The sequence below is a fragment of the Streptomyces sp. NPDC047072 genome, from assembly GCF_040643855.1.
Lineage (GTDB): Bacteria > Actinomycetota > Actinomycetes > Streptomycetales > Streptomycetaceae > Streptomyces.
The window spans coordinates 1-25880 of the sequence record NZ_JBEYVC010000105.1 but is presented as its reverse complement, the minus strand read 5'-3'; the positions used below and the strand labels follow the sequence as shown (position 1 = coordinate 25880).

21 protein-coding genes are annotated in these 25880 nt (G+C 69.2%); 14 read left to right on the top strand and 7 right to left on the bottom strand.

The genetic code is table 11. From position 1 onward, the window contains the following. Positions 1 to 9 precede the first annotated feature (9 nt). The 8 genes from ABZ896_RS33875 to ABZ896_RS33840 all read left to right on the top strand — a co-directional run bounded on the left by ABZ896_RS33875 (position 10) and on the right by ABZ896_RS33840 (position 10822). A complete protein-coding gene (locus ABZ896_RS33875; protein ID WP_360937406.1) occupies positions 10 to 936 on the top strand; it encodes a sugar ABC transporter permease in 927 nt (308 codons plus the stop codon). Between the two features lie 4 nt (positions 937 to 940). Next, on the top strand, positions 941 to 1858 hold the full coding sequence (locus ABZ896_RS33870; RefSeq protein ID WP_360937404.1) for a carbohydrate ABC transporter permease: 918 nt from the start codon (positions 941 to 943) through the stop codon (positions 1856 to 1858). Between the two features lie 194 nt (positions 1859 to 2052). Further along, entirely contained in the window at positions 2053 to 3252 is a 1200-nt protein-coding gene (locus tag ABZ896_RS33865) for an ROK family transcriptional regulator (RefSeq protein WP_360937423.1), read from the top strand. A gap of 133 nt (positions 3253 to 3385) precedes the next feature. After that, a complete protein-coding gene (locus ABZ896_RS33860) occupies positions 3386 to 4477 on the top strand; it encodes a substrate-binding domain-containing protein (protein ID WP_360937421.1) in 1092 nt (363 codons plus the stop codon). Between the two features lie 485 nt (positions 4478 to 4962). Continuing rightward, positions 4963 to 5754, top strand: coding sequence for an ATP-binding cassette domain-containing protein (locus ABZ896_RS33855; RefSeq protein ID WP_164420851.1), 792 nt, complete (start codon positions 4963 to 4965; stop codon positions 5752 to 5754). Further along, positions 5751 to 7067 (top strand): sugar ABC transporter permease, encoded by a 1317-nt coding sequence (locus ABZ896_RS33850; RefSeq protein WP_360937402.1) that lies wholly within the window; start codon positions 5751 to 5753, stop codon positions 7065 to 7067. Before ABZ896_RS33855 ends, ABZ896_RS33850 begins: the two co-directional genes overlap by 4 nt. Positions 7068 to 7203: 136 nt before the next feature. Beyond that, positions 7204 to 9123, top strand: coding sequence for a 1-deoxy-D-xylulose-5-phosphate synthase (dxs, locus tag ABZ896_RS33845; RefSeq protein ID WP_360937400.1), 1920 nt, complete (start codon positions 7204 to 7206; stop codon positions 9121 to 9123). Positions 9124 to 9340: 217 nt separating this feature from the next. Then, positions 9341 to 10822 (top strand): amino acid permease, encoded by a 1482-nt coding sequence (locus ABZ896_RS33840; protein ID WP_360937398.1) that lies wholly within the window; start codon positions 9341 to 9343, stop codon positions 10820 to 10822. Positions 10823 to 10835: 13 nt separating this feature from the next. On the opposite strand, the gene ABZ896_RS33835 is transcribed toward ABZ896_RS33840, so the two are convergent. Then, complete coding sequence (locus tag ABZ896_RS33835; protein ID WP_360937418.1) at positions 10836 to 11207, bottom strand: NTP pyrophosphohydrolase; 372 nt, start codon at positions 11205 to 11207, stop codon at positions 10836 to 10838. Between the two features lie 77 nt (positions 11208 to 11284). Here ABZ896_RS33835 and ABZ896_RS33830 point away from each other — a divergent pair, with 77 nt between their 5' ends. After that, positions 11285 to 12304, top strand: a complete 1020-nt coding sequence (locus tag ABZ896_RS33830; protein WP_360937396.1) for a hypothetical protein — start codon at positions 11285 to 11287, stop codon at positions 12302 to 12304. Between the two features lie 55 nt (positions 12305 to 12359). On the opposite strand, the gene ABZ896_RS33825 is transcribed toward ABZ896_RS33830, so the two are convergent. Beyond that, positions 12360 to 13439: an LCP family protein gene (locus ABZ896_RS33825; RefSeq protein ID WP_360937394.1), complete on the bottom strand. Its 1080-nt coding sequence runs from the start codon at positions 13437 to 13439 to the stop codon at positions 12360 to 12362. Positions 13440 to 13594: 155 nt separating this feature from the next. Here ABZ896_RS33825 and ABZ896_RS33820 point away from each other — a divergent pair, with 155 nt between their 5' ends. Beyond that, positions 13595 to 14284: a hyaluronoglucosaminidase gene (locus ABZ896_RS33820; RefSeq protein WP_360937392.1), complete on the top strand. Its 690-nt coding sequence runs from the start codon at positions 13595 to 13597 to the stop codon at positions 14282 to 14284. A gap of 12 nt (positions 14285 to 14296) precedes the next feature. Further along, positions 14297 to 14431 carry a hypothetical protein gene (locus ABZ896_RS33815; RefSeq protein ID WP_360937390.1) on the top strand — a complete coding sequence of 45 codons (135 nt, stop codon included), beginning with the start codon at positions 14297 to 14299 and terminating at the stop codon, positions 14429 to 14431. Between the two features lie 52 nt (positions 14432 to 14483). Here the strand turns inward: ABZ896_RS33815 and ABZ896_RS33810 are convergent, their stop codons facing one another. The 4 genes from ABZ896_RS33810 to ABZ896_RS33795 form a co-directional block, all read right to left on the bottom strand. After that, positions 14484 to 16613 (bottom strand): 3-hydroxyacyl-CoA dehydrogenase NAD-binding domain-containing protein, encoded by a 2130-nt coding sequence (locus ABZ896_RS33810; protein WP_360937388.1) that lies wholly within the window; start codon positions 16611 to 16613, stop codon positions 14484 to 14486. Next, positions 16610 to 17827, bottom strand: coding sequence for an acetyl-CoA C-acyltransferase (locus tag ABZ896_RS33805; RefSeq protein WP_360937386.1), 1218 nt, complete (start codon positions 17825 to 17827; stop codon positions 16610 to 16612). Before ABZ896_RS33805 ends, ABZ896_RS33810 begins: the two co-directional genes overlap by 4 nt. 118 nt (positions 17828 to 17945) lie before the next feature. Beyond that, positions 17946 to 18974 carry a LacI family DNA-binding transcriptional regulator gene (locus ABZ896_RS33800; RefSeq protein WP_360937384.1) on the bottom strand — a complete coding sequence of 343 codons (1029 nt, stop codon included), beginning with the start codon at positions 18972 to 18974 and terminating at the stop codon, positions 17946 to 17948. Next, positions 18971 to 21337 (bottom strand): glycoside hydrolase family 2 protein, encoded by a 2367-nt coding sequence (locus ABZ896_RS33795; protein ID WP_360937382.1) that lies wholly within the window; start codon positions 21335 to 21337, stop codon positions 18971 to 18973. The genes ABZ896_RS33800 and ABZ896_RS33795 overlap by 4 nt, the downstream gene beginning before the upstream one ends. A gap of 151 nt (positions 21338 to 21488) precedes the next feature. Here ABZ896_RS33795 and ABZ896_RS33790 point away from each other — a divergent pair, with 151 nt between their 5' ends. From ABZ896_RS33790 to ABZ896_RS33780, 3 genes are read left to right on the top strand one after another with little or no spacing between them, the layout of a single operon-like run. After that, positions 21489 to 22802 (top strand): ABC transporter substrate-binding protein, encoded by a 1314-nt coding sequence (locus tag ABZ896_RS33790; RefSeq protein WP_360937380.1) that lies wholly within the window; start codon positions 21489 to 21491, stop codon positions 22800 to 22802. Next, complete coding sequence (locus ABZ896_RS33785) at positions 22802 to 23743, top strand: sugar ABC transporter permease (protein WP_360937378.1); 942 nt, start codon at positions 22802 to 22804, stop codon at positions 23741 to 23743. The genes ABZ896_RS33790 and ABZ896_RS33785 overlap by 1 nt, the downstream gene beginning before the upstream one ends. Then, a complete protein-coding gene (locus tag ABZ896_RS33780) occupies positions 23740 to 24570 on the top strand; it encodes a carbohydrate ABC transporter permease (RefSeq protein WP_360937376.1) in 831 nt (276 codons plus the stop codon). Before ABZ896_RS33785 ends, ABZ896_RS33780 begins: the two co-directional genes overlap by 4 nt. 4 nt (positions 24571 to 24574) lie before the next feature. On the opposite strand, the gene ABZ896_RS33775 is transcribed toward ABZ896_RS33780, so the two are convergent. Continuing rightward, complete coding sequence (locus tag ABZ896_RS33775) at positions 24575 to 25759, bottom strand: ribonuclease D (RefSeq protein ID WP_360937416.1); 1185 nt, start codon at positions 25757 to 25759, stop codon at positions 24575 to 24577. Between the last annotated feature and the right edge of the window lie 121 nt (positions 25760 to 25880).

The window sequence follows — 25880 nt, the reverse complement described above, 5'->3', positions numbered from 1 at the left end:
GGAGTAGCGATGCAGCACGGCAAGTACCGGTTCATCGTGGGGTTTCTGGCGCTGCCCCTGGGACTGTACGCGCTCTTCGTGGTGTGGCCATTCATCCAGTCCATCTACTACTCGTTCACGGACTGGACCGGCCTGAGCCCCGAATTCAAGATGGTCGGCCTGGACAATTACCGGAGGATGCTGGACGACGAGATCTTCTGGAAGTCCTTGCAGCACAGCTTGATGTTCGCGATCGTGCTGCCGGTGGTGACGATCAGCCTCGCGCTGTTCTTCGCCTTCATGATCAATGTAGGGGGACGCAGAAGGAAGGGAGGCCCGGTCGTCACCGGTGTCCGGGGCTCCTCCTTCTACAAGATCGTCTATTTCTTCCCGCAGGTCCTCTCGATCGCGATCGTCGCCCTGCTGTTCGCCTTCGCGTACAACCCGGACAGCGGCGCGATCAACTCCATCCTGCGCGGGATCGGGCTCGACAGCGTCCAGCCGCTGTGGCTGGGCGACCCGAGCCTGGCCCTGTGGGCCGTGATGGCGGTGCTGGTGTGGTCCACGGTCGGCTTCTTCGTGGTGCTGTTCAGCGCCGGTATGGCGTCCATCCCGGCGGACCTGTACGAGGCCGCGCTGCTCGACGGCGCGAACCGCGTCACCACGTTCTTCCGGATCACCCTGCCGCTGCTGTGGGACACCGTGCAGTCCGGCTGGGTCTACATGGGCATCCTGGCCCTCGGCGCCGAGTCGTTCGCGGTCGTACAGATCATGACGACCGGTCCCGGCGGTCCCGACTACTCGACCACCGTCATGGTCCTGTACGTGTACCAGAAGGCGTTCCGTGACGGACAGGCCGCCTACGCCACCACCATCGGCGTCGCCCTGCTCGTCGTCACGCTGGCGTTCGCCGCCCTGGTGATGCGACTGGGCCGGCGCGAGCGGCTGGAGTACTGATCCGATGAAGACGACCGAAACACCCGTACCGGCCGAGTCCGGTGCTCCCGTCGCCAAGGTCGACACCCACGGCGGACCGCCCCGCAAGGAGAAGAAGGAAGGCGGCGTCCTCAACGCCTTCTCGCACGGGATGCTCGTCCTGTGGGCGTTCATGGTCGTCATGCCGCTGCTGTGGGCGGTGATGACGTCCTTCAAGGACGACAGCTCCATCTTCAACTCGCCCTGGGCGCTGCCGGACAAGCTGCACTTCGACAACTGGGCGCGGGCGTGGACCGACGCCAACATGAGCGACTACTTCCTCAACACCATCCTGGTGGTGGCGGGTTCGCTCATCGGCACCCTGGTCCTCGGCTCGATGGCGGCCTACGTGCTGGCCCGGTTCGAGTTCCCGGGCAACCGTTTCATCTACTACCTGTTCATCGGCGGCATGAGCTTCCCGATCATGCTGGCGCTGGTCCCGCTGTTCTACGTCGTGAACAACCTGGGCCTGCTGAACACGATCCACGGGCTGATCCTGGTCTACATCGCCTACTCGCTGCCGTTCACGGTCTTCTTCCTGACCGCGTTCTTCCGCACCCTGCCGACCTCGGTGGCGGAGGCGGCGTTCGTCGACGGGGCCTCGCACAGCCGGACGTTCTTCCAGGTCATGCTGCCCATGGCCAAGCCCGGCCTGATCAGCGTGGGGATCTTCAACTTCCTCGGCCAGTGGAACCAGTACATGCTGCCGACGGTGCTCAACACCGACCCGGACAAGCGGGTGCTGACCCAGGGCCTGGTGCAGCTCGCGGCCAGCCAGGGCTACAAGGGCGACTGGTCGGGACTGTTCGCCGGGCTGGTCATGGCCATGCTCCCGGTGCTCGCGGCGTACATCGTCTTCCAGCGGCAGGTGGTGGCCGGGCTGACGGCGGGCGCCCTGAAGTAGGCCGCGGAGCGCCCGCACGGGCGTCGCTCCTTCAAGATCCGGACCTTGGGCGGGCGGCGCCCCTTCGGCATGCGCAAGAACGCGGATACTGTTCAACCTCTTGACGGGAGCCGACCCTAACGGCTCATCTTAGAGTTCACTAGTTGGACATAGACGGGGCCTCACCGGTGCGGTCCCGCGCGCAGGAGGTCGTCGTGGAGACTCCGGGGTCGCAGTCGTCGCTGCATCGAGCCAACCTGGAGCGGGTCGTACGTGCCGTCCGGCTGGCCGGGTCGCTGACACAGGCGGAGATCGCGAGGACGACGGGCCTGTCCGCTGCGACCGTCTCCAACATCGTCCGGGAGCTGAAGGAAGGCGGAACCGTCGAGGTCACGCCCACGTCGGCGGGCGGTCGGCGGGCCCGGGCGGTCTCCCTGAGCGGGGACGCCGGCATCGTCATAGGGGTGGACTTCGGGCACACCCATTTGCGCGTCGCGGTCGGGAACCTCGCCCACCAGGTGCTGGCCGAGGAGTCCGAGCCGCTCGATGTGGACGCCTCCTCGGCGCAGGGGTTCGACCGGGCGGAACAGCTGGTCAATCGCCTGATCGCAGCAACGGGCGTCGACCGGTCGAAGATCGCCGGAGTGGGCCTCGGCGTGCCCGGCCCGATCGACCTGGAGTCCGGCACCCTGGGCTCCTCCGCGATCCTGCCGGGCTGGATCGGCACCAAGCCCGCCGAGGAGCTGGGCGGCCGTCTGGGCGTGCCGGTGCACGTGGACAACGACGCCAACCTCGGCGCCCTCGGTGAGCTGGTCTGGGGCAGCGGACGCGGGGTGCGCGACCTGGCGTACATCAAGGTCGCCAGCGGTGTCGGGGCCGGGCTGGTCATCCAGGGCAAGATCTACCGGGGCCCGGGTGGCACAGCGGGAGAAATCGGGCATATTACTCTTGACGAGTCCGGGCCCGTCTGCCGCTGCGGCAACCGTGGCTGCCTGGAGACCTTCGCGGCCGCGCGCTATGTGCTGCCGCTCCTCCAGTCCAGTCACGGCACCGACCTCACGATGGAAGGCGTCGTGCGTCTCGCCCGGGAGGGAGACCCTGGTTGTCGTCGGGTGATCGCCGACGTCGGCCGCCACATCGGCAGTGGAGTCGCCAATCTCTGCAACTTGCTGAACCCGAGCCGGGTGGTCCTGGGCGGTGATCTCGCCGAGGCCGGTGAGCTGGTGCTCGGGCCGATCAGGGAGTCCGTCGGCCGCTACGCGATCCCCAGTGCGGCACGTCAACTGTCCGTGCTTCCAGGGGCACTTGGAGGTCGCGCGGAGGTGCTCGGAGCACTCGCCCTCGCACTGAGCGAGATGGGTGATTCGACCCTTTTGGACAGCACGCTGCATGCGGCGACACCTGCCTTCACCTAAAGAACGCAGGACGTCGTTGCCATCTCGTTAAGTATTTACTTCTTGACGTCGCACGTGTGGCCGAGTTGACTTCCAGCCACCTCGGCCGCAACGACGCGGCCTCGTCAGGGAGGTTTCTCAAGTGAACACGCTCATGCGTCGTGCTGCCGTGTCCGTCGCGATCTCGGCGCTCGCCGTCTCGGTCGCCGCCTGTGGCAAGGCGGGCGACGACGACAGCGGCAGCGACAGCAGCAGCTCGGGTTCGGGCAGCAAGTCGATCGGCCTGCTCCTGCCCGACAACGTCACCGCGCGGTACGAGAAGTTCGACAAGCCGTACTTCGAGGACAAGGTCAAGGAGCTGTGCAGCGACTGCACCGTCTCCTACGCCAACGCCGCGGCCGACCCGGCCAAGCAGGCTCAGCAGATGAGCAGCATGGTCACCAAGGGCGTCAAGGTTATCGTGATCTCCGCCCAGGACTCCGCCGCCATCAAGTCCTCGATCGCCTCCGCGGTGAGCAAGGGCGTCAAGGTCGTCGCGTACGACCGTCTGGCCCAGGGCCCGATCTCCGCGTACGTCTCCTTCGACAACGAGAAGGTCGGCGAGCTCCAGGGTCAGGCTCTGCTCGACGCCCTCGGCTCCAAGGCGACCCCCTCGGCGAACGTCGTCATGATCAACGGTGACGACGCCGACCCGAACGCCGCGCAGTTCAAGGCGGGCGCGCACAAGATCCTCGACGGCAAGGTGAAGATCGCCTACGAGCAGTCGGGTCTGTGGAAGGACACCGTCGCCGCGCAGAAGATGTCCGCCGCCATCACGCAGCTGGGCGCCAAGAAGATCGCGGGCGTCTACGCCGCCAACGACGGCATGGCCGGTGGTATCGCCAACACCCTCAAGGGTGCGGGCATCAGCAACATCCCGCTGACCGGTCAGGACGCCGAGCTCGCCGCCATCCAGCGGATCGTCGCCGGCACCCAGTCCGCCACGGTCTACAAGCCGTACAAGGAGGAGGCCGACAACGCCGCCGAGCTCGCGGTCAACCTCCTTCAGGGCAAGGACATCAAGTCCCTGGCCGACACCGAGGTCACCAGCGGCTCCGGCGACAAGGTCCAGGCCAAGCTCCTGACCCCGGTCTCCGTGACCGTGAAGAACATCAAGGAGACGGTCGTCAAGGACGGTCTCTACACCGTCGCCGACATCTGCACCGCGGACTACGCCGCCGCGTGCAAGAAGGCCGGCCTCCAGTAAGAGCCGCCCGGACCTGTCCGGCGGATCAGGTCGGCTGTGAGGCGCAGCGCCTCTTGGCCGAGCCGAGCGGGGTCTGGTGCGTGCAGCTGCAAGGCGGAGGAGCCGTGTCGAACAGCCGCTGAAGCGGCGGGCGACGCGGAGCGTCGGCGACCGACGACAACGCCGCAGATGTGCGTGCCAGGGCCCGTGACGCCGACGTGATCCGCCGGAGAGGTCCTAGGCCCTCGGGGCGTGTCCGCCATGGACGCGTCCCGGAGGCAGGCACAGAGCCTGTCCGGTGCCCGTGCCGCCCACATACCCCGCTGCGGGGCGGGCGCCGGACGGAAGCATGGCGGACGCAGCCGTTGCCAACGGGCATCGGCCGCGCGCATGTTCGACTTGTAAATCGGTGCTTACAGCACAACTCGTCAGGGAGTGCTACAAGCACAACCCTCCGCGCATTGCCCCCCAAGCGCGGCATCCCCGCCGGTCAGGCGGCGAAGGAGATGGTTCACGTGTCCGCTACGCCCGTGCTGGCGTTGCGCGGAGTCTCCAAGCGGTTCGGTGCGGTCCAGGCCCTCACCGACGTAGAGCTGGAGGTCCACGCCGGAGAAGTGGTCGCCCTGGTCGGCGACAACGGCGCCGGAAAGTCCACGCTGGTCAAGACGATCGCCGGTGTGCATCCCATCGATGAGGGCGTCATCGAGTGGGACGGCAACCCGGTCAGCATCGACAAGCCGCACGACGCCCAGGGACTCGGCGTCGCGACGGTCTACCAGGACCTCGCCCTGTGCGACAACCTCGATGTGGTCGGCAATCTCTTCCTCGGACGCGAGCTGCTGCACCGCGGCGTCATCGACGAGGTCACGATGGAGCAGAAGGCGCGTGAGCTGCTGAACACGCTCTCCATCCGGATCCCCAGTGTGCGCATCCCGATCGCGAGCCTGTCCGGCGGTCAGCGCCAGGTCGTCGCCATCGCGCGCGCCCTGGTCGGCGACCCCAAGCTCGTCATCCTCGACGAGCCCACCGCGGCGCTCGGCGTCGAGCAGACCGCGCAGGTCCTCGACCTGGTCGAGCGGCTGCGCGAGCGCAACCTCGCCGTCATCCTCATCAGCCACAACATGGCCGACGTGAAGGCCGTCGCCGACACCGTCGCCGTGCTGCGCCTCGGCAGGAACAACGGCTCCTTCCCGGTGAAGGACACCAGTCAGGAAGAGATCATCTCCGCGATCACGGGAGCCACGGACAACGCCGTGACCCGTCGTGCGGGGCGTCGCAGCACGGAGGCCGCGAAGTGAGCGACACATCCAAGGTTTCCAAGGCGGACACCGAGGCGCAGACCACGGTCGCGCCCGCCGACGACCCCACCGCCGCGGGGGTAGCCGTCGTCGACCCCCGGCTGCTGGTCCGCGAAGAGGGCTTCAAGGGCTACTGGACGGAGTTCACCCGCAAGGTCAAGGGCGGTGAGCTGGGCTCCCTGCCGGTCGTCATCGGCCTGATCATCATCTGGACGATCTTCCAGCTCCAGAACGACCGCTTCCTGAGCGCCGACAACCTCTCGAACGTCAGCTACTACCTCTCGGCCACCGGCATGATCGCCATCGGCCTGGTGTTCGTGCTGCTGCTCGGCGAGATCGACCTGTCGGTCGGATCCCTCAGCGGTCTGGCCTCCACCGTCTTCGCGGTGTTCGTGGTCAACCACGGCATGAACACCTGGCTCGCGCTGGTCCTGGCCATCCTCACCGGCATCGCCGCAGGCGCCCTGCACGGCTGGTTCTTCGCGAAGATCGGCGTGCCCGCCTTCGTCGTCACCCTCGCCGGCCTCCTCGGCTGGAACGGTCTGATGCTGTGGCTGCTGGGCTCCAGCGGCACCATCAACATCCCGTCCGACTCGGGTCCGATCCACCTGCTCGGCCAGTCCTCCTTCTTCATGGACCAGGCCATCGTCGGTGCCTACCTGCTGGCCGGCCTCGGTGTCGTGCTCAGCCTCGTCGGCAACTTCAACGAGCAGCGCCGCCGCAAGGCCGCGGGTGTGCCGTTCCGGCCGACCAGCGAGATCCTCGTGCGCGTCGGTGCGCTGGCCGTCGCCGCGTTCGTCACCGCGGCCGTGCTGAACAACTCGGCCGGTGTCTCCAACGCGCTGGTGATCTTCCTCGCCGCGCTGGTCGTCGTGGACTTCGTGCTGCGCCGCACCACCTTCGGTCGGAAGGTCTTCGCCCTGGGCGGCAGCGTCGAGGCCGCCCGCCGTGCCGGTATCAACGTGCCGATCGTCCGGATCACGGTGTTCGCCATCTCCGGCGGCTTCGCGGCCATCGGCGGTATGTTCTTCGCCGGCCAGACCGCGAGCGCGACGCTCAGCGCCGGTACCGGCAACGTCCTGATGCTCGCCATCGCGGCGGCGGTCATCGGCGGTACGTCGCTGTTCGGCGGCCGCGGCTCCGTGTGGTCCGCGCTCCTGGGCATGCTGGTCATCCAGTCCATCCAGACCGGCCTGGACCTGCTGAACATGAACCAGTCGATCCAGTACATGATCACCGGCGGTGTCCTGCTCGGCGCCGTCGTCATCGACTCGGTGTCGCGAAGGTCTCAGAAGGCCGCGGGTCGCGGATAACACCGCAGGGGGCCACCCCTTCAGGTCGATCATCTTGCCCGGTACCCACAAGGTGCCGGGCAAGATTGTTCTCGTAGAACATTAGACTTGACACGCCCGGCAACAGCTCGACAAGCTCACATGCAAGGAGGCACGGGTGCCGCTGCTGACCCGCATCAGGGGACCGCGTGATCTGGACCGGCTCAGCCTTGAGGAGCTGGACCAGCTGGCGGAGGAGATCAGGAGCTTCCTCGTCGGTGCTGTTTCCAAGACCGGTGGCCACCTCGGGCCCAACCTCGGTGTGGTCGAGCTGACCATCGCGCTGCACCGGGTGTTCGACTCGCCCAAGGACAAGGTGCTCTTCGACACCGGGCACCAGGCGTACGTGCACAAGCTGCTCACGGGGCGCCACGACTTCTCGAAGCTGCGCTCCAAGGGCGGCCTCTCCGGCTACCCCTCGCGCGCCGAGTCCGAGCACGACGTCATCGAGAACAGCCACGCTTCCACCGTGCTGGGCTGGGCCGACGGCTTCGCCAAGGCCAACCAGGTGCTCAAACGCGAGGACCACGTCGTCGCCGTGATCGGTGACGGCGCTCTCACCGGTGGCATGGCCTGGGAGGCGCTGAACAACATCGCCGACGCCAAGGACCGGCCGCTCGTCATCGTCGTCAACGACAACGAGCGCTCCTACGCGCCGACCATCGGCGGCCTCGCCAACCACCTGGCGACCCTGCGCACCACCGACGGCTACGAGCGCTTCCTGGCCCGCGGCAAGGACCTCCTGGAGCGCACCCCCGTCGTCGGCAAGCCCCTCTACGAGACCCTGCACGGCGCCAAGAAGGGCCTCAAGGACTTCATCGCGCCCCAGGGCATGTTCGAGGACCTCGGCCTCAAGTACGTCGGCCCCATCGACGGCCACGACATCGAGGCGCTGGAGTCGGCGCTGGCCCGCGCCAAGCGGTTCGGCGGCCCGGTGATCGTGCACTGCCTCACCGAGAAGGGCCGTGGCTACGAGCCCGCCGAGCAGGACGAGGCCGACCGCTTCCACGGCATCGGCCCGATCCACCCCGACACCGGCCTGCCCATCAAGGCCGCCGCCGCCAGCTGGACCTCCGTCTTCGGCGACGAGATGGTCAAGCTGGGCCGGGAGCGCGAGGACATCGTCGCCATCACCGCGGCCATGCTCCAGCCGGTCGGCCTGAAGAAGTTCGCGGACGCCTTCCCCGACCGGATCTACGACGTCGGCATCGCGGAGCAGCACGCGGCCGTCTCCGCGGCCGGCCTCGCGTCCGGGGGAGTGCACCCCGTCTTCGCCGTCTACGCCACCTTCCTCAACCGCGCCTTCGACCAGGTCCTCATGGACGTCGCGCTGCACAAGTGCGGTGTGACGTTCGTCCTGGACCGGGCCGGCGTCACCGGCGACGACGGCGCCTCGCACAACGGCATGTGGGACATGTCGATGCTCCAGGTCGTCCCCGGCCTCAGGCTCGCCGCCCCGCGCGACGCCGAGCAGCTGCGCGCCCAGCTCCGCGAGGCCGTCCAGGTCGAGGACGCGCCGACCGTGCTGCGCTACTCCAAGGGCGTCGTCGGCCCCGCCGTACCCGCCGTGGGGACGGTCGGCGGCATGGACGTGCTGCGCGAGCCCGGCACGGACACGCCCGACGTCCTCCTCGTCTCCGTGGGCGCCCTCGCGCCGATGTGCCTGGAGATCGCCACGCTCCTCGACAAGCAGGGCATCTCCACCACCGTCGTCGACCCGCGCTGGGTCAAGCCGGTGGACGAGGCGCTGGCCCCGCTCGCCGAGCGGCACCGCGTGGTCGTCACCGTCGAGGACAACTCCCGCGTCGGCGGTGTCGGTTCGGCGATCGCCCAGGCCCTGCGGGACGCGGGCGTCGACGTACCGCTGCGCGACTTCGGCATCCCGCCGCGCTTCCTCGACCACGCCTCCCGCGCCGAGATCATGGCGGAGATCGGGCTCACCGCGCCCGACATCGCCCGCCAGGTCACCGGCCTGGTCTCCAAGCTCGACGGGCGGTACGACGACGCGCGCGCCGAAGTGGAGCCCGCCCGGGACTAGGGCCTGTCCGGCGGATCATGCCGGCGTCGCGCTAGTCAGCACCCTTTCTTGCAGCCGGCCTGATCCGCCGGACAGACCCCAGACGCCCGTATGGGCCGGTCACACCACTCTTGACAGTGGTGTGACCGGCCCATTCGCGTGAATCCGCCCGCGCCGGGGCATACGACCTACGCCCCCTCTCGATCATGTCGAGGACGACACAGCGTGGGAGGTACCCGTGAGCAGCACCCTCTTCCGGACGAAGAAGGTCGAGCAGTCCATCCGTGATACCGAGGAGCCGGAGCACGCGCTCAAGAAATCCTTGTCCGCGCTGGATCTGACGGTCTTCGGCGTCGGTGTCATCATCGGCACCGGCATCTTCGTCCTGACCGGCACCGTCGCCAAGAACAACGCGGGCCCGGCGGTCGCCCTGGCCTTCGTGGTCGCCGGCGTCGTCTGCGCGCTCGCCGCGCTCTGCTACGCCGAGTTCGCCTCCACCGTGCCGGTGGCGGGATCGGCGTACACCTTCTCGTACGCCTCCCTCGGCGAACTGCCCGCCTGGATCATCGGCTGGGACCTGGTCCTGGAGTTCGCGCTCGGCACCGCGGTGGTCGCCGTCGGCTGGTCCGGCTACATCGCCTCACTGCTCGACAACGCGGGCATCCATCTTCCGGAGGCGCTCAGCGGGCGGGACGGCGCCGACGGCTTCGGCTTCGACATCCTCGCCGCCCTGCTGGTCCTGGTGCTCACCGGGATCCTGGTGCTCGGCACGAAGCTCTCCGCGCGTGTGACGTCGATCGTCGTCGCCATCAAGGTGACCGTCGTGCTGACGGTGATCGTGGCGGGCGCGTTCTTCATCAAGGGCGACAACTACAAGCCGTTCGTCCCGAAGTCCCAGGCGGTGGACGCGGGCGGGGACCTCCAAGCCCCGCTGATCCAGCTGATGTTCGGCTGGGCGCCGTCCAACTTCGGCGTGATGGGCATCTTCACGGCCGCGTCCGTCGTCTTCTTCGCCTTCATCGGCTTCGACGTCGTCGCCACGGCCGCGGAGGAGACGCGCAACCCGCAGCGGGACATGCCCCGGGGCATCCTCGGCTCGCTGCTGATCTGCACGACGCTCTACGTGGCCGTGTCGATCGTCGTGACCGGCATGCAGAAGTACACGGACCTGTCCATCACGGCGCCGCTCGCGGACGCCTTCAAGGCCACCGGCCATCCCTGGTTCGCGGGCTTCATCAGCTTCGGCGCCGCGGTCGGCCTCACGACGGTCTGCATGATCCTGCTGCTCGGCCAGACCCGGGTGTTCTTCGCGATGAGCCGGGACGGGCTGCTGCCGACGTTCTTCTCCCACGTCCACCCCAAGTTCCGCACCCCGCACCGCCCGACCATCCTGCTCGGCGTGATCATCGCGATCGTCGCCGGCTTCACCCCGCTCAGCGAACTGGCCGAACTGGTCAACATCGGCACGCTGTTCGCGTTCGTGGTGGTGGCGATCGGTGTCATCATCCTCCGCCGCACCCGCCCCGACCTGCCGCGCGCCTTCCGCACACCGTGGGTCCCGGTCGTCCCGATCCTGTCGGTCCTCGCCTGCCTCTGGCTGATGCTCAACCTGCCGGCCGAGACCTGGCTCCGCTTCGCGATCTGGATGGTGCTCGGCTTCGTCGTGTACTTCCTCTACGGGCGGTCGCACAGCTGGCTGGGGCAGGCGGCGGAGGAGTAGTTCGGTAGCCGGCTCAAGGGCGTACCGTTCTCGGGCCTGCCACCTCCGCGCCCAACTCGCCCACCCTGCGGCGGAGTTCGCGATCGGCCGTCACCACCAGGACCGGCCGGTCGCCGGACTCCGCCACCAGCTCCACCATGCGGTCGTCCCCGCTCCCGGGTGCCGCGTCCACCCGTACGCCCGGCACCGACGACACCCCCCGGGCCGCGCCCTCGACCACCAGCACGATCTCGACGGGGCCCTCCCGGCCCGGTACGCCGTCCGTCGCCAACCGGTCCCTGAGGCGCTCGGCCGCGCCCTTGCGGTCGCGCCACCAGCCGTCGGGGACCGATCCGACGACGTTCGCCGCGTCGACGATCACCAGGAGGGAGGCGTTGTCATTCATGGGGTCGGGCATGGGGCCAGGGTGTCACGACCGCCCCCGGGCTACGGAGATGGATGTGCCCCGCATAGAGTGAACTGGTGAACGGCGACTGGCTCCTCCGTGGCCGCGACGGCCGGCTCAGTGTCTATCTGCCGTCGGACGAGGCCGTTCTGTGCCGGGCCGAGACGACGCCCGGCGGCGCCTGGGAAACGGCCGCACGCCGGGTGGGCGGCGGTCTGAAGCTGCTCGGCGGACGCGCGATCGGCCAGGGCACCGACTCCTACGCCCACCTGGTCACCTGGCGGCCCCCCAAGGCCGGCGGGGCCGACCTCGCGCACTGCACCCACTTCCGCCCCCGCCTCGCCGCCCTGGACTGGGCGTCCATCGGCCACCCCGACGGCAAGGGCGAGCGCACCGGCACACCCGCCGTGGCCGTCGACGCCGAGGGCCGCGCCCATGTCTTCGTCCGCAATCAGGGCGGCGGGGTGAGCGTGCGCGTCCAGCGGGAGAAGGGCGGCTGGGAGCCCTGGTGGGACCTCAAGGGCAGCGGGGTCCAGGAGGAACTGGCGGCCGTGACCGGGGAGTCGGGCCTGGTCGAACTGTACGCGGCCGGTTCCGGCACCCTTCTGCACTGGCGGCAGGAGACGCCGGGTGCCCAGCCGGTCCTCGTGGAGGAGACGGAGGCCGTGGCGGCTCCGGGCACCCTGCGCGCCCTCGCCACCTCGGCGGAGCGCACCACGCTCTTCTCCACCGACGCCTCCGGCGACCTGTGCGCCTGGCGCCCCGGCACCAAACCCGTCACCCTCCTCCCCGCCGCGGGCCCCGGTCCCGTCGCAGCCGTCCGCTGCGAACTCGACGGCCACGACTGCACGTTGCTCGCCCAGCGCTCGGCGAGCGGCCGGGTCGCCTTCGCCGCGTACCCGACGGAGCTGGAGTCGGCGGGCGCCTGGTGGACCGAGTCGGGCCCGACGCTCCCCGCGGACGCCGAGGTGTGCCTGACGACCGACGGGCAGGGGAAGGTCGTAGCGGCGACGCTCTCACCGTCGACGGGGCACCTGCTGCTGACCCGGCGCAAGGACGAGCCGGGGCTGGCGCTGGAGGCGTGGCGGGAGGTCTGAGGACCGCCGGCTCCACCTGGCGGCCGGTTCCTCCGGTCGGCTCCGTGCCGAGGGCTCAGGACCCGCCGGTGGCCGGTGACTTCTTCGCCGAGTCCGGGATCGCGGAGTCCGTGCGGATCGCCTTCCACAGGGTCGTGGCCTGCGGCTCGGCGGCGACCACGCGGTTGGGGTCCTGGGTGTCGTACCGCACCGGCAGCATGATCGTCTCCATCGTGGACGGGTCGATGCCGTTCATGCTGCGGCCGAACCTGGCCAGCTCCGTGAGGGAGTCGAGGCCCGAGTCGGTGGTGAGCGACTCGGTGAGGCTGTTGGCGATCTTGTACGTCTTGGCGGGGCTGCCCAGCAGGTCCTGCTTCTTGATCTCGGTCAGCAGGGCGATGAGGAACTGCTGCTGGAGACCAATGCGGCCGAGGTCGCTGCCGTCGCCGTAGCCGTACCGCGTGCGCACGAACTGAAGCGCCTGCGTGCCGTTGAGGTCGTGGGTGCCGGCCGACAGGTGCATCGGCTCGACGGCCCTGTCGAGGGTGATCGGGACTCCGCCGATCGCGTCCACCAGGCTCTTGAACCCGGAGAAGTCGATCTCCACCAGGTGGTCCATCCGGACCCCGGACATCTGCTCCACGGTCTTGACCACACAGGCCGGACCGGCCAGCGAGTAGACCGAGTTGAACATCACGCGCTGGGCCGACGGCAGTGTGGAGCCGCTGCGGGTGGTGCACTCGGGCCGGGTCACCAGGGTGTCGCGCGGGATGCTCACGGCGACGGCCTTGGTGCGGCCCTCGGGTATGTGGATCACCAGGGCGGTGTCGGAGCGGGCTCCGGAGACCTTGCTGCCGCCGACCAGCGCCCCGTTGGCGCCGGCGCGCGAGTCGGAGCCCAGGACCAGGAGGTTCTGGCCCGACGTCGGCAGCTTCTGAGGGCGCTTGTCGTCGCCGCCGATCGCCTTGTCGAGGTCGATGCCGTCGATGTTGTCGTTGAGGTCGTCGTAGACCCAGTAGGCGGTGCCCGCGCCGGCCAGGACGAGCACGGCCAGCGACAGCACGACCCACCGCAGGACACGCCGTCGCCTGGGCGGCCCCTCACCGCGCCGGGGCCGGTCGGCTCTCTTGGGGTTGTCGACGGCTGAACTCGTCATCGGCTCGCTGTCCTTGTCTTCCTCGCGCCCGGGCACGGGCACACCAGTGCGGACCGGCAGAGTGTAAAGGTCGCGTACCTGATGTGAACATTCCAGTGAGGGATGATCCCGTGCATCCGGACGACAAGAACATCTACAGAGAGGTTCCCCACCCCATGACAGTCGGACGAAGAGTCTTCCTCGGCGCCTTCACCGCGGGCGCGGTCACCGTCGCGACCGGCACGGAGGCGGCCGCCGACGGTGAGTACACCTCGTACACCGCACCCGCCCAGTTCTACGGCACCTCCACGACCGCGCACACGGTCACCGTCAACCACAAGGCCACGTCCGGGGATTCGGTCGCCCTGAACGTCACCTCGGACAACCCCGACACCTCGGCCATGTACCTGACCGGCGTCGAGACCGGCCGGGGCACGCTGAAGATCGCCCACGTCGGCTACGCCGACGGCTCGGACGCCAGCGCCTCCGCTCTGTCGATCGACCTCCAGACGTCCGGGACCGCGGCCCAGGGCATCTACGTCACCGCCACGAACGGGGCGACCAAGGGCAGCCTGATCGCGCTGCGGAACAACACCGGCCTGGAGGACCTCGTCGTCAAGGGCAGCGGCCGGGTCGGCATAGGCATCGCCCGCGGCGCCACCCCCCAGTCGCAGCTCCACGTCGCCCAGGTGGCGCAGGGCGCGGCGTCCGCCATCCTCGCCGAGGGCGCCGTACGGCTCGCCGACGTCACCGCCGCCCCGAGCAACGCGCCCGCCGCGCTGGGCGGGGGTTCCCTCTACGCCCAGAACGGCGCCCTGTACTGGAAGGGCGGCAGCGGCACGGTCACCCAGATCGCCTCGGCGTAGGACGGCACGACGATGGAACTGACCCCCGAACAACTCGTCGCCGAGTTCCAGGACGCGGTGATGGAGCTGTACTTCGCGCGCAAGCGGATCGTCGCCCTGGAGCTGGAGAACGCCCGGTTGAGGGCCGAGCTGGCCGAGACCGAATGAGAAAGGGCCTCCGCCGGTCAGGCGGAGGCCCTCTTCACGGTCGTACCAGAAGCTACGCCGGAACCGAAGCCACGCCCGGCTCCAGGAACTTCTTGCCGTTCACGCGCTCGGAGACGCCCTCGCGGTCCAGGTACGGCGTGATGCCGCCCAGGTGGAAGGGCCAGCCGGCGCCCGTGATCAGGCAGAGGTCGATGTCCTGGGCCTCGGCGACGACACCCTCGTCGAGCATGAGCCCGATCTCCTGTGCGACGGCGTCGAGGACGCGGTCGCGGACCTGCTCCTCGGACAGGACGACATCGCCCTGCTTGAGGAGCGCGGCGACCTCGGGGTCCAGCTCCGGCTTGCCGGAGTCGTAGACGTAGAAGCCGCGCTTGCCCGCCTTGACGACGGCCGCGAGGTTCGGGGAGACCGTGAAGCGGTCCGGGAAGGCCCGGTTGAGGGTCTCCGAGACGTGCAGACCGATCGCGGGACCGACCAGCTCCAGGAGGACCAGCGGGGACATCGGCAGGCCGAGCGGCTCCACCGCCTTCTCCGCGACCGCGACCGGCGTGCCCTCGTCGATGACGTTCTGGATCTCGCCCATGAAGCGGGTCAGGATCCGGTTCACGACGAACGCCGGGGCGTCCTTGACCAGCACCGCGGTCTTCTTCAGCTTCTTGGCCACCGCGAAGGCGGTCGCCAGGGAGGCGTCGTCGGTCTGCTCACCGCGGACGATCTCCAGGAGCGGCAGGATCGCGACCGGGTTGAAGAAGTGGAAGCCCACGACCCGCTCGGGGTTCTTCAGCTTCGACGCCATCTCCGAGACGGAGAGGGAAGAGGTGTTGGTGGCGAGGATCGCGTGCGCCGGGGCGACCGCCTCGACCTCGGCGAACACCTGCTGCTTGACGCCGATCTCCTCGAACACGGCCTCGATGATGAAGTCCGCGTCGGAGAAGCCCTCGGCCTTGTCCAGCACACCGGTGACCAGGGCCTTCAGGCGGTTCGCCTTGTCCTGGTTGATACGGCCCTTGCCGAGCAGCTTCTCGATCTCGGCGTGGACGTAGCCCACACCCTTGTCGACGCGCTCCTGGTCGATGTCGGTCAGCACTACCGGCACCTCCAGGCGGCGCAGGAAGAGCAGCGCGAGCTGGGAGGCCATGAGGCCCGCGCCCACGACGCCCACCTTGGTGACGGGACGCGCGAGCGACTTGTCCGGGGCGCCCGCAGGACGCTTGCCGCGCTTCTGCACCAGGTTGAACGCGTAGATGCCGGCGCGCAGTTCGCCACCCATGATCAGGTCGGCGAGCGCGACGTCCTCGGCGTCGTAGCCCTGCTGGAGGTCGCCGTTCTTGGCGGCCTCGATGATGTCCAGGGCGCGGTAGGCGGCCGGAGCGGCGCCGTGCACCTTGGAGTCCGCGATGAACCGGCCGCGCGCGACGGCCTGGTCCCAGGCCTCACCGCGGTCGATGACCGGGCGCTCGACGACGATCTCGCCCTTGAGGACGGACGCCGTCCACAGCAGGGACTGCTCCAGGAAGTCCGCGCCCTCGAACAGGGCGTCGGCGATGCCCAGTTCGTAGACCTGCGCGCCCTTGAGCTGCTTGTTCTGGTTGAGGCTGTTCTCGATGATGACCGAGACGGCCTTCTCGGCGCCGATCAGGTTCGGCAGCAGCGTGCAGCCGCCCCAGCCGGGGACCAGACCGAGGAAGACCTCGGGGAGCGAGAAGGCGGGCAGGGCCGCGGAGACCGTGCGGTACTGGCAGTGCAGACCGACCTCGACGCCACCGCCCATCGCCGCGCCGTTGTAGTACGCGAAGGTCGGCACCGCGATACCGGCGAGGCGCTTGAAGACCTCGTGGCCGCCCTTGCCGATGGCCAGCGCGTGGTCGTGCTCCTTGAGGATCTCCACGCCCTTGAGGTCGGCGCCGACCGCGAAGATGAACGGCTTGCCGGTGATGCCGACACCGACGATCTCGCCGGCCGCCGCCTCCTTCTCGACCTGGTCGATCGCCACGTCGAGGTTGGCCAGTGAGGCCGGACCGAAGGTGGTCGGCTTGGTGTGGTCGAAGCCGTTGTCCAGCGTGATCAGCGCGAAGCGCCCGGCGCCGAACGGCAGGTCCAGGTGACGTACGTGCGCGCTCGTCACGACCTCGTCCGGGAACAGCTCCGAGGCCTGCTTCAGAAGCTCGGTGGTGGTGCTCACTTGTCCCCCTCGAAGTGCGGGTTCTCCCAGATGACCGTCGCGCCCATGCCGAAGCCGACGCACATGGTGGTCAGGCCGTAGCGGACCTGAGGCTGCTCCTCGAACTGGCGAGCGAGCTGGGTCATCAGACGCACGCCGGAGGAGGCGAGCGGGTGACCGAAGGCGATGGCGCCGCCGTACTGGTTGACGCGCGCGTCGTCGTCGGCGATGCCGTAGTGCTCCAGGAAGGCCAGCACCTGGACGGCGAAGGCCTCGTTGATCTCGAAGAGACCGATGTCGTCGATGGACAGGCCCGCCTGCGCGAGCGCCTTCTCGGTGGCCGGGATCGGGCCGTAGCCCATGACCTCCGGCTCGACACCCGCGAAGGAGTACGCCACGAGACGCATCTTCACCGGCAGGTTGTTCTCGCGGGCGAAGTCCTCGCTCGCGATGATCGACGCGGTGGCGCCGTCGTTCAGACCGGCCGCGTTACCGGCGGTGACCCGGCCGTGGACGCGGAACGGCGTCTTGAGACCGGCGAGGTTCTCGATCGTCGTACCCGGGCGCATCGGCTCGTCGGCGGTGACCAGGCCCCAGCCCGTCTCACCGGCCTCCGGGTTGGTGCGACGGACCGAGATCGGCACCAGGTCGGCCTGGATCTTGCCGTTGGCGTACGCCTTGGCGGCCTTCTCCTGCGAGCGCACGGCGTACTCGTCGGCGCGCTGCTTGGTGATCGTCGGGTAGCGGTCGTGCAGGTTCTCCGCGGTCATGCCCATGAACAGGGCGGACTCGTCGACCAGCTTCTCGCTCACGAACCGCGGGTTCGGGTCCACGCCCTCGCCCATGGGGTGGCGGCCCATGTGCTCGACACCACCGGCGATGGCGACGTCGTAGGCACCGAAGGCCACCGAACCGGCGACCGTGGTGACGGCGGTCAGCGCGCCGGCACACATGCGGTCGATGGAGTAGCCGGGAACCGACTGGGGGAGACCGGCCAGGATCCCGGCCGTGCGGCCGATGGTCAGACCCTGGTCGCCGATCTGCGTGGTCGCGGCGATGGCGACCTCGTCGATCTTCGCGGGCTCCAGAGCCGGGTTGCGGCGCAGCAGCTCCCGGATCGCCTTCACGACGAGGTCGTCGGCACGGGTCTCGTGGTAGATGCCCTTCGGGCCCGCCTTGCCGAACGGGGTACGGACGCCGTCGACGAAGACGACGTCCCTGACGGTACGAGGCACGATGGCTCTCCTCCAGATGCGGGATCTGCACTGCTGCGGCCGCGCTGAGCGCGCGCTCAGGCCCATGCTACTTATCAGTAACGTGACTGCACACCCCTGGAGGCGGGAGCGGCGAAGGTCACACCGCCGGAGGCGCCGTGGAGCCCCTCGGTGTCAGTACCGGAGTGGGCACGGGATGGGAGCCCGGCCCCTCCCCGGTGATCACCCCGAACAGCGTACGGGCCGCCTCCGCGCCGAATCCGTGCACGTCATGACTCATCGCGGAGAGCGTCGGATGCGTGAGCCGGCACAGCTGGGAGTCGTCCCAGGCGAGCAGCGAGACGTCCCGCGGAACGTGCAGCCCCATCTCGGCCGCGACCGACAGCCCGGCCACCGCCATGATGTCGTTGTCGTACACGATCGCCGTCGGCCGGTCGCGGGGCGCGGCGGCCAGCAGTGAGCGGGTGGCGCGGGCCCCGGCCTCCCCCGAGTAGTCGGTGGTGACCTGCCAGGCCCCGGCGAGTTCCAGCGCCCGGGCCGCCTCGTCGAAGGCGGCCGTCCGCGTGGTCGTGTGCCCGAGCGCCGCCGCTCCGCCGACCCGGGCGATCCTGCGGTGCCCGAGCGCCGCGAGATACCGCACCGCCTCCGTCACGGCGGTCGCGTCGTCGGTCCACACGGAGGTCAGCGCACCGGTGAACGACGGATGTCCTACGGCGACCACCGGCATCCCCAGCCGCTCGGTGGCCGCCACCCGCGGATCGTCCGCCCGGAAGTCGACCAGGATCGAGCCGCCGATCTGCCGCCCCCGCCACCAGGCCTCCTGGAGCCCGACCTCCTCCTCGACGTTCCGCACGAGCCGCAGCAGCAGCGAGCAGTTCCGCTCGATCAGCACGCTCTCCACGCCCGACACGAACTCCATGTAGAAGGGTTCGAGACCCAGTAGCCGGGCCGGCCGGCAGATCGCGAGTCCTACGACGTCCACCCGCGACCCCGCCAGCGTCCGCGCGGTGAGGTTCGGCGCCCAGCCGAGTTCCCGGGCCGCCTCGAAGATCCGGTCCCGGGTCGTCTCCGAGAGCCCCGGCTTGTGGTTGAAGGCGAGCGACACCGCCCCCTTGGACACTCCGGCGCGCGCGGCGACGTCCTTGATGGTGACGCGGGAGGTCGTCATGAAGCGGTCTCCATGCAGTGCAGGGCGGACCGGGCGGCATCCGCGTCAGGAGTCTCCCAGCCGCTGACCCCGATGGTCACCCGTTCCCCGGGCAACAGCGTGACGAGCCCCCGGTCGGCCCGTGCCTCCGGCTGCAACCGGTCCGCCTGGAGCAGCAGATCCCGTACGAGGGTACGAGCCGTCACGGTGACCGACCCCGGCGCGACGGAGACGTCGAACTCGGGCCGGGGGTACGGGATTTCACGGTCGGGGGAGGGGAAGTAGAGGGCCCGCAGCCCGTCGGAGTCCACGACGAGGAACTCTTTGGGGCCGACCGGCTCCAGCTCCTTGGGTACGTCGATGCGGGTGACCGCACGCCTACCGGTGGCGAACTCCACCTCCGTCTCGGCGATTACCACCCCCTCCACCGACATCCGCCGCAACCGCACCGCCCCCGACCACACTTCGCCCGCCTGGTTGACCACGGCGACCGCCCGCTCCCGCACCGTCAACAACCGGTCCGCGTACACGCGCCGCAGCTCGTGGTACAGCGGCTTCTCCCGCCCGTCCCCGTCCACCGCCGCCCAACTCGTCACCGGCCAGCAGTCGTTGAGCTGCCAGAGGACCGTCCCCGCGCACACCGGCCAGTGCGACCGCCAGTGCTCGATCCCGGCCGCCACCGCCCGCGCCTGGTTGACCTGGGTGAGGTAGTGCCACCGGTCGAAGTCCCCTTCGGGCACCCGGAAATGCCGCGCCAGCCCCCGCTCCAGCTTCCCGTTGCCGTCGTCCGCCTTCTGGTGGTGCAGCATCCCGGGGGAGTCGGCGGCAAGCTCCTCCCCGGCCAGCGCCCGCGCCAGCGTGGCGTACGCGGGCGGTGCCTGCCACCCGAACTCGGCGACGAAACGCGGGACTTCGGCCCGGTACTCGGCGTAGTCGAGCCGGTTCCACACCTCCCACGAGTGGTGCGTCCCGTGCGCCGGATCGTTCGGATGCCGCTCCCACGACCCGGACCAGGGACTGCCCGCCGTGTACGGCCGCGTCGGATCCAACTCGGCCACCACACGCGGCAGTACGCCCAGGTAGTACCCCTCGCCCCAGGAGTCCCCGGCGAGCCGCGCCTCCCAGCCCCAGTCCCGGAACCCCCACAGGTTCTCGTTGTTGCCGTTCCACAGCACCAGCGAGGGATGCGGCATCAGCCGTACGACGTTCTCCCGGGCCTCCGCCTCCACCTCGCCCCGCAACGGCTGCTCCTCGGGGTAGGCCGCGCACGCGAAGGGGAAGTCCTGCCAGACCAGCAGCCCCAACTCGTCGCAGGCGTCGTAGAAGTCCTCGCTCTCGTAGATCCCGCCACCCCAGACCCGCACCAGGTCCACCCCGGCCCCGGCGGCCTGCCCCAGCCGTTGCCGGTACCGCTCGCGGGTGACCCGGGACGGGAAGACGTCGTCCGGGATCCAGTTCACGCCGCGCGCGAAGAGCCGCTCCCCGTTCAGGACGAGCGTGAACCCCGTGCCGTGCTCGTCGGCCGACCGGTCCAGCTCGACGGTCCGGAAGCCGACCCGGCGCCGCCACACGTCCAGCGGCCGGTCCTCGTGCAGCAGCGTCAACTCGACTTCGTACAGCGGTTGTTCGCCGTAGCCGCGCGGCCACCACAGGCGTGGGGAAGGCACCTCCAGCCGTACGATCCCCTCCGAGCCGTCCACCGAGGCGCGCACCCGCTGCCCGTCCACCGTGGCCTCCAGCGTCAACGGCGCCTCGACCCGGGCCCGTTCGACCTCGACGGCCAACTCCACGCGCCCCACGCCCTCTTCGACGGTGACGAGCGGCCGCACCCGGGCGAGCCGCGCCGTCGACCACCGCTCCAGGCGCACCGGCCGCCAGATCCCGGCCGTCACCAGCGTCGGCCCCCAGTCCCAGCCGAACGAGCAGGCCATCTTGCGGACGTACTGGTAGGGCTCGGCGTAGGCCGCCGGCCGCTCGCCCAGCGTCCCGCGCACGGCCTCCGCCTCCGCGTACGCCGACAGGAACCGCACCGCCAGCCGTCCGGAGAGGCCGGTCACGTCGAAGCGGTACGAGCGGTGCATGTTCCGTGTCCGGCCCAGGAGTTGGCCGTCCAGCAGGATCTCGGCCACCGTGTCCAGGCCGTCGAAGACGAGGTCGGTCTGCTCGTCCCCGAAGTGCCCGTCGCCGGGCGGCAGCTCCCTCTCGTACGTCCAGTCCCGCCGCCCCACCCACGCCACCTCGGTCTCGTTCCGGCCGAGAAAGGGGTCCGGGATCACCCCCGCCGCCAGCAGGTCGGTGTGCACGCATCCCGGTACCACCGCCGGGAGTTCACCCCCCTCGTGCCGCAGGATCCAGCTGTCGGTGAGCGGTGTGGCCTGAAGCATGCGCACTCCTAAACCGATCGAGTCCAGGGTCGGAAAAACATTTCGGCATCCTTGGCGGGATAGGGACTTTACCGGTTAAGAAAACGTTGTCAGAGTTCGGAACCAGCCAACCCGCACGTGCTCGTCCGTCCCGAGAACGGAGCTGATGCACATGAACCGCCGTACAGTCCTGGCCGTCGTCGTGGGAGCCGCCCTGCTGGTGCCGGGGTGCACGGGCACCGGAGGGTCCTCGGAGGGCGCCGACGCGAAGGCGCCCGACGACCCGTCGAAGGTCACCGGCACCATCAAGGTCCTCACCGTCCGCACCGACCTCGTGCAGGACGGCACGCTGAAGAAGTACGCCGCCGCGTTCAACAGGACGTATCCGAAGGTCAAGGTCGAGTTCGAGGGCATCACGGACTACGAGGCCGAGGTCAAGATCCGGATGAACACCGAGAACTACGGCGATGTGCTGCTGATCCCGGCCGTCATCAAGAAGAGCGACTACCCGAAGTTCTTCGCCTCGCTCGGCACGCAGGCGGAGCGCTCCGTGAAGTACCGCTTCACCGACTTCACCACCGTCGACGGCAAGGTCTACGGCCAGAGCCCGGTCGCGGTGAGCCCCGGCTTCGTCTACAACAAGCGGATCTGGAAGGAGGCCGGGGTCACCCAATGGCCCACCACCCCGGCCGAGTTCGTCGCCGACCTCAAGGCGATCAAGGCGAAGACCGACGCGATCCCGTACTACACCAACTTCTCGGCGGGCTGGCCGCTGTCCTCGTGGACGTCCGTCGACGGCGCGGTCACCTGTGACCCGAAGGCCACCGACAAGCTCGCCGAGGGCGACCCCTGGGCGAAGGGCGCCGACCTGCGCGTCGGCGACCAGCTCCTCTACGACATCGTCCACGACGGGCTGATCGAGAAGGACCCCACCACCAGCAACTGGGAGGAGTCCAAGCCCCGCACCGCCAAGGGCGAGATCGCCACCCAGTGGCTCGGCACCTGGGCGATCGTGCAGTTCCAGGACGCCGCGAAGAAGGCCGGCGTGAACCCCGACGACATCGGCTTCATGCCCTTCCCGGCCCAGACGGACGGGACGTTCTGCGCGACCATCGCCCCGGACTACAACCAGGCCGTCAACGTCCACTCCAAGTACAAGGAGGCGGCCCGCGCCTGGATCGACTGGTTCACCGACAAGTCCGGCTACGTCGAGGACAACCTCGCCCTCTCCCCGCTCAAGAACGCCCCGCTGCCCGCCGTCCTGAAGCCGTACGAGGACGCGGGCGTGAAGTTCATCGAGCTGGACGACGCCCAGGGCGCCAGGGTCAAGCAGATCGACAACGAGTCCGAGGTCGGCATCTACGCCCCCGAGTACCGCCAGAAGCTGGTCGACCTCGCCCGCGGTGTCGGCAAGGGCAGCCTCGACGACTTCCTCGACGACCTCGGCAAGCGCTGGACGGACGCCCAGAAGAACCTGGGGTCCTGATGGCGCACACGACAGCGAAGGCGGCCGCGGAGGTGATCCCGGCCGCCCCCGTCCCGGCCCCCGCCGCCCGCAGGAACCGCTTCCGGCGGGGCGTCACCCCCTGGCTGTTCCTGCTCGCCCCGCTGGCCCTGCTGATCACCTTCACCTACGCGCCGATCGCCAACATGATCGCGTACAGCTTCACCGACTGGGACGGCGTGAGCCCCACCCTGCACTACACGGGTGTCGAGAACTACGAGGAGATCTTCACCCGCCCCGAGCTCTTCGAGGTGTTCTGGGTCAGCGGCTACTACCTCGTCGCCTCCGTCGTCCAGATCGTCGCCGCCCTCTACTTCGCGACGATCCTGAGCTTCAACGTCCGCTTCCGGAACTTCTTCAAGGGCGTGCTCTTCTTCCCGTACCTGATCAACGGGGTGGCGATCGGCTTCGTCTTCCTCTACTTCTTCCAGGACGGCGGCACCCTCGACTCGGTCCTCGCCCTCTTCGGGTACCACACCGAACACGCCTGGCTCGGCACGCCGTTCTCCGCCAACACCGCGCTCGCGGGCGTCTCGGTCTGGCGCTACCTGGGCCTGAACTTCGTCCTCTTCCTCGGGGCGATCCAGTCCATCCCGGGGGAGCTGTACGAGGCGGCGGCGCTGGACGGCGCCAACCGCTGGCACCAGTTCCGGCACATCATCGCGCCGGGCATCAAACCGGTCATCACGCTGACGGTGATCCTCTCGATCTCCGGCTCGCTGTCGGTCTTCGAGATCCCGTACATCATGACGGGCGGCGCGACCGGCACCGAGACCTTCGTGATCCAGACGGTCAACCTGGCCTTCCGCTTCAACAAGACGGGCCTCGCCTCGGCCGCCGCGATCGTCCTGCTCCTGATCATCCTCCTGGTGACCTGGGTCCAGCGGCGCCTGGTCCCCGACGACAAGGTGGACCTCGTATGACCCGCCGAACGATCGCCCGCACGCTCGTCTACGTGTCTCTGGTCGGCGCGAGCGTGGTCGTCCTGCTCCCGCTGCTCGTCGTCCTGCTGACCTCCCTCAAGTCGGAGAAGGAGATGGCGAACGCCGGCGGGGCCCTCGAACTCCCCGGTGACCTGCTGAACTTCGGCAACTACGCGAAGGCGTTCCAGGACGGCGAGATGCTCTCCGCGTTCGCCAACACCGCGATCATCCTGGTGGTCTCGATCGGTGGCACGGTCCTGATCGGCTCGATGACGGCGTACGCGATCGACCGCTTCACGTTCCGCTTCAGGAAGCTGGTGGTGGCGCTCTTCCTGCTGGCCGCGCTGGTCCCGGGCGTCACCACCCAGGTCGCCACCTTCCAGATCGTCAACAGCTTCGGCATGTTCGACACCCTGTGGGCGCCGATCGCCCTCTACATGGGCACCGACATCGTCTCGATCTACATCTTCCTGCAGTTCGTCCGCTCGATCCCGGTCTCGCTGGACGAGGCGGCCCGCCTCGACGGCGCCAACGCCTTCACGATCTACCGCCGCGTCATCTTCCCGCTCCTGAAACCGGCGATAGCGACCGTGGTGATCGTGAAGGGCATCACCGTCTACAACGACTTCTACATCCCCTTCCTCTACATGCCCTCGGAAGATCTTGGCGTGATCTCGACGTCGCTGTTCCGCTTCCGGGGCCCCTACGCGGCCCACTGGGAGGTCATCTCGGCGGGAGCGGTCCTGGTGATCCTGCCGACCCTGGTGGTCTTCCTGTCCCTGCAGAGGTTCATCTACAACGGCTTCATGAGAGGAGCGACCAGGTGAGCGCCTAGGCGGACAGCGCGGCCACCAGGACCGGAGTCACCTGTTCCACCTGCCACGGCCGGGCGCCGTAACCGGCCAGCGCGTCCCCCACGGACCCGGCGTCCACAACGCCCGGCGGCTCCCAGCAGACCCGTCGTACCGTGTCCGGCGTGATCAGGTTCTCCTGAGGCATGTTCAGCTGCTCCGCCAGCGCGGAGACCGCGGCCCGCGCCGCCGACAACCGGGCCGCGGCCGCGGGGTCCTTGTCGGCCCAGGCCCGCGGCGGCGGAGGCCCGGTCACCGGCTGCCCCGGCTGCGGCAACTGCGCGTCGGACAGCGCCTTCGCCCGCTCCACCGCCGCCTGCCACTGCTCCAGCTGCCGCCGCCCCGTCCGATGCCCGAACCCGTTCAACGCGGCCAGCGCGTGCACGTTCACCGGAAGGGCCAGCGCCGCCTCCACGATCGCCGCGTCCGACAGCACCTTCCCCGGCGACACGTCCCGCCGCTGCGCGATCCGGTCCCGCGCCTGCCACAGCTCCCGTACGACGGCCAGCTGCCGCCGCCTGCGCACCTTGTGCATCCCGGACGTACGCCGCCAGGGATCCTTGCGCGGCTCGGCGGGCGGCGCGGTCGCGATCGCGTCGAACTCCTGGAGCGCCCACTCCAGTTTCCCCTGCCGGTCCAGCTCCTTCTCCAGCGCGTCCCGCAGGTCGACGAGGAGTTCCACGTCCAGCGCGGCGTAGCGCAGCCACGGCTCGGGCAGCGGCCGGGTCGACCAGTCGACGGCGGAGTGGCCCTTTTCGAGTACGAAGCCCAGGACGCCCTCGACCATCGCGCCGAGCCCGACCCGGGGGAACCCGGCGAGCCGTCCGGCCAGCTCGGTGTCGAAGAGCCGCGAGGGCACCAGACCTATCTCGCGCAGACAGGGAAGATCCTGCGTCGCGGCGTGCAGCACCCACTCCACTCCGGAGAGCGCTTCGCCGAGACCGGACAGATCAGGACAGGCGACGGGGTCGATCAGTGCGGTGCCCGCGCCCTCGCGGCGCAGCTGCACCAGATACGCGCGCTGTCCGTAGCGGTAGCCGGACGCCCGCTCGGCGTCGACGGCGACGGGGCCGGAGCCCGCGGCGAACGCGGCGATCACCTCGGCGAGGGCGTCCTCGTCGGCGATCACGGGCGGAATGCCGTCACGCGGCTCCAGCAGAGGGATCGGCGCCTCCGCTGCAGAAGATCCGCCGTGACGATCGTCGGCTACTCGATCTGGCGCGACATCCCGGGACACCGCATCCGGCGGGCCTTGTGGCGGCTGCGGGCCGTGCAGCGGTTGGGAT

What these genes read in the sequence shown, in the direction of transcription:
- ABZ896_RS33875 (WP_360937406.1), top strand. Translation starts at nt 10, where the DNA reads ATGCAGCACGGCAAGTACCGGTTCATCGTGGGGTTTCTGGCGCTGCCC.
- ABZ896_RS33870 (WP_360937404.1), top strand. Translation starts at nt 941, where the DNA reads ATGAAGACGACCGAAACACCCGTACCGGCCGAGTCCGGTGCTCCCGTC.
- ABZ896_RS33860 (WP_360937421.1), top strand. Translation starts at nt 3,386, where the DNA reads ATGCGTCGTGCTGCCGTGTCCGTCGCGATCTCGGCGCTCGCCGTCTCG.
- ABZ896_RS33855 (WP_164420851.1), top strand. Translation starts at nt 4,963, where the DNA reads ATGGTTCACGTGTCCGCTACGCCCGTGCTGGCGTTGCGCGGAGTCTCC.
- ABZ896_RS33835 (WP_360937418.1), bottom strand. Translation starts at nt 11,207, where the DNA reads ATGAATGACAACGCCTCCCTCCTGGTGATCGTCGACGCGGCGAACGTC.
- ABZ896_RS33825 (WP_360937394.1), bottom strand. Translation starts at nt 13,439, where the DNA reads ATGACGAGTTCAGCCGTCGACAACCCCAAGAGAGCCGACCGGCCCCGG.
- ABZ896_RS33820 (WP_360937392.1), top strand. Translation starts at nt 13,595, where the DNA reads ATGACAGTCGGACGAAGAGTCTTCCTCGGCGCCTTCACCGCGGGCGCG.
- ABZ896_RS33815 (WP_360937390.1), top strand. Translation starts at nt 14,297, where the DNA reads ATGGAACTGACCCCCGAACAACTCGTCGCCGAGTTCCAGGACGCGGTG.
- ABZ896_RS33800 (WP_360937384.1), bottom strand. Translation starts at nt 18,974, where the DNA reads ATGACGACCTCCCGCGTCACCATCAAGGACGTCGCCGCGCGCGCCGGA.
- ABZ896_RS33795 (WP_360937382.1), bottom strand. Translation starts at nt 21,337, where the DNA reads ATGCTTCAGGCCACACCGCTCACCGACAGCTGGATCCTGCGGCACGAG.
- ABZ896_RS33790 (WP_360937380.1), top strand. Translation starts at nt 21,489, where the DNA reads ATGAACCGCCGTACAGTCCTGGCCGTCGTCGTGGGAGCCGCCCTGCTG.
- ABZ896_RS33785 (WP_360937378.1), top strand. Translation starts at nt 22,802, where the DNA reads ATGGCGCACACGACAGCGAAGGCGGCCGCGGAGGTGATCCCGGCCGCC.
- ABZ896_RS33780 (WP_360937376.1), top strand. Translation starts at nt 23,740, where the DNA reads ATGACCCGCCGAACGATCGCCCGCACGCTCGTCTACGTGTCTCTGGTC.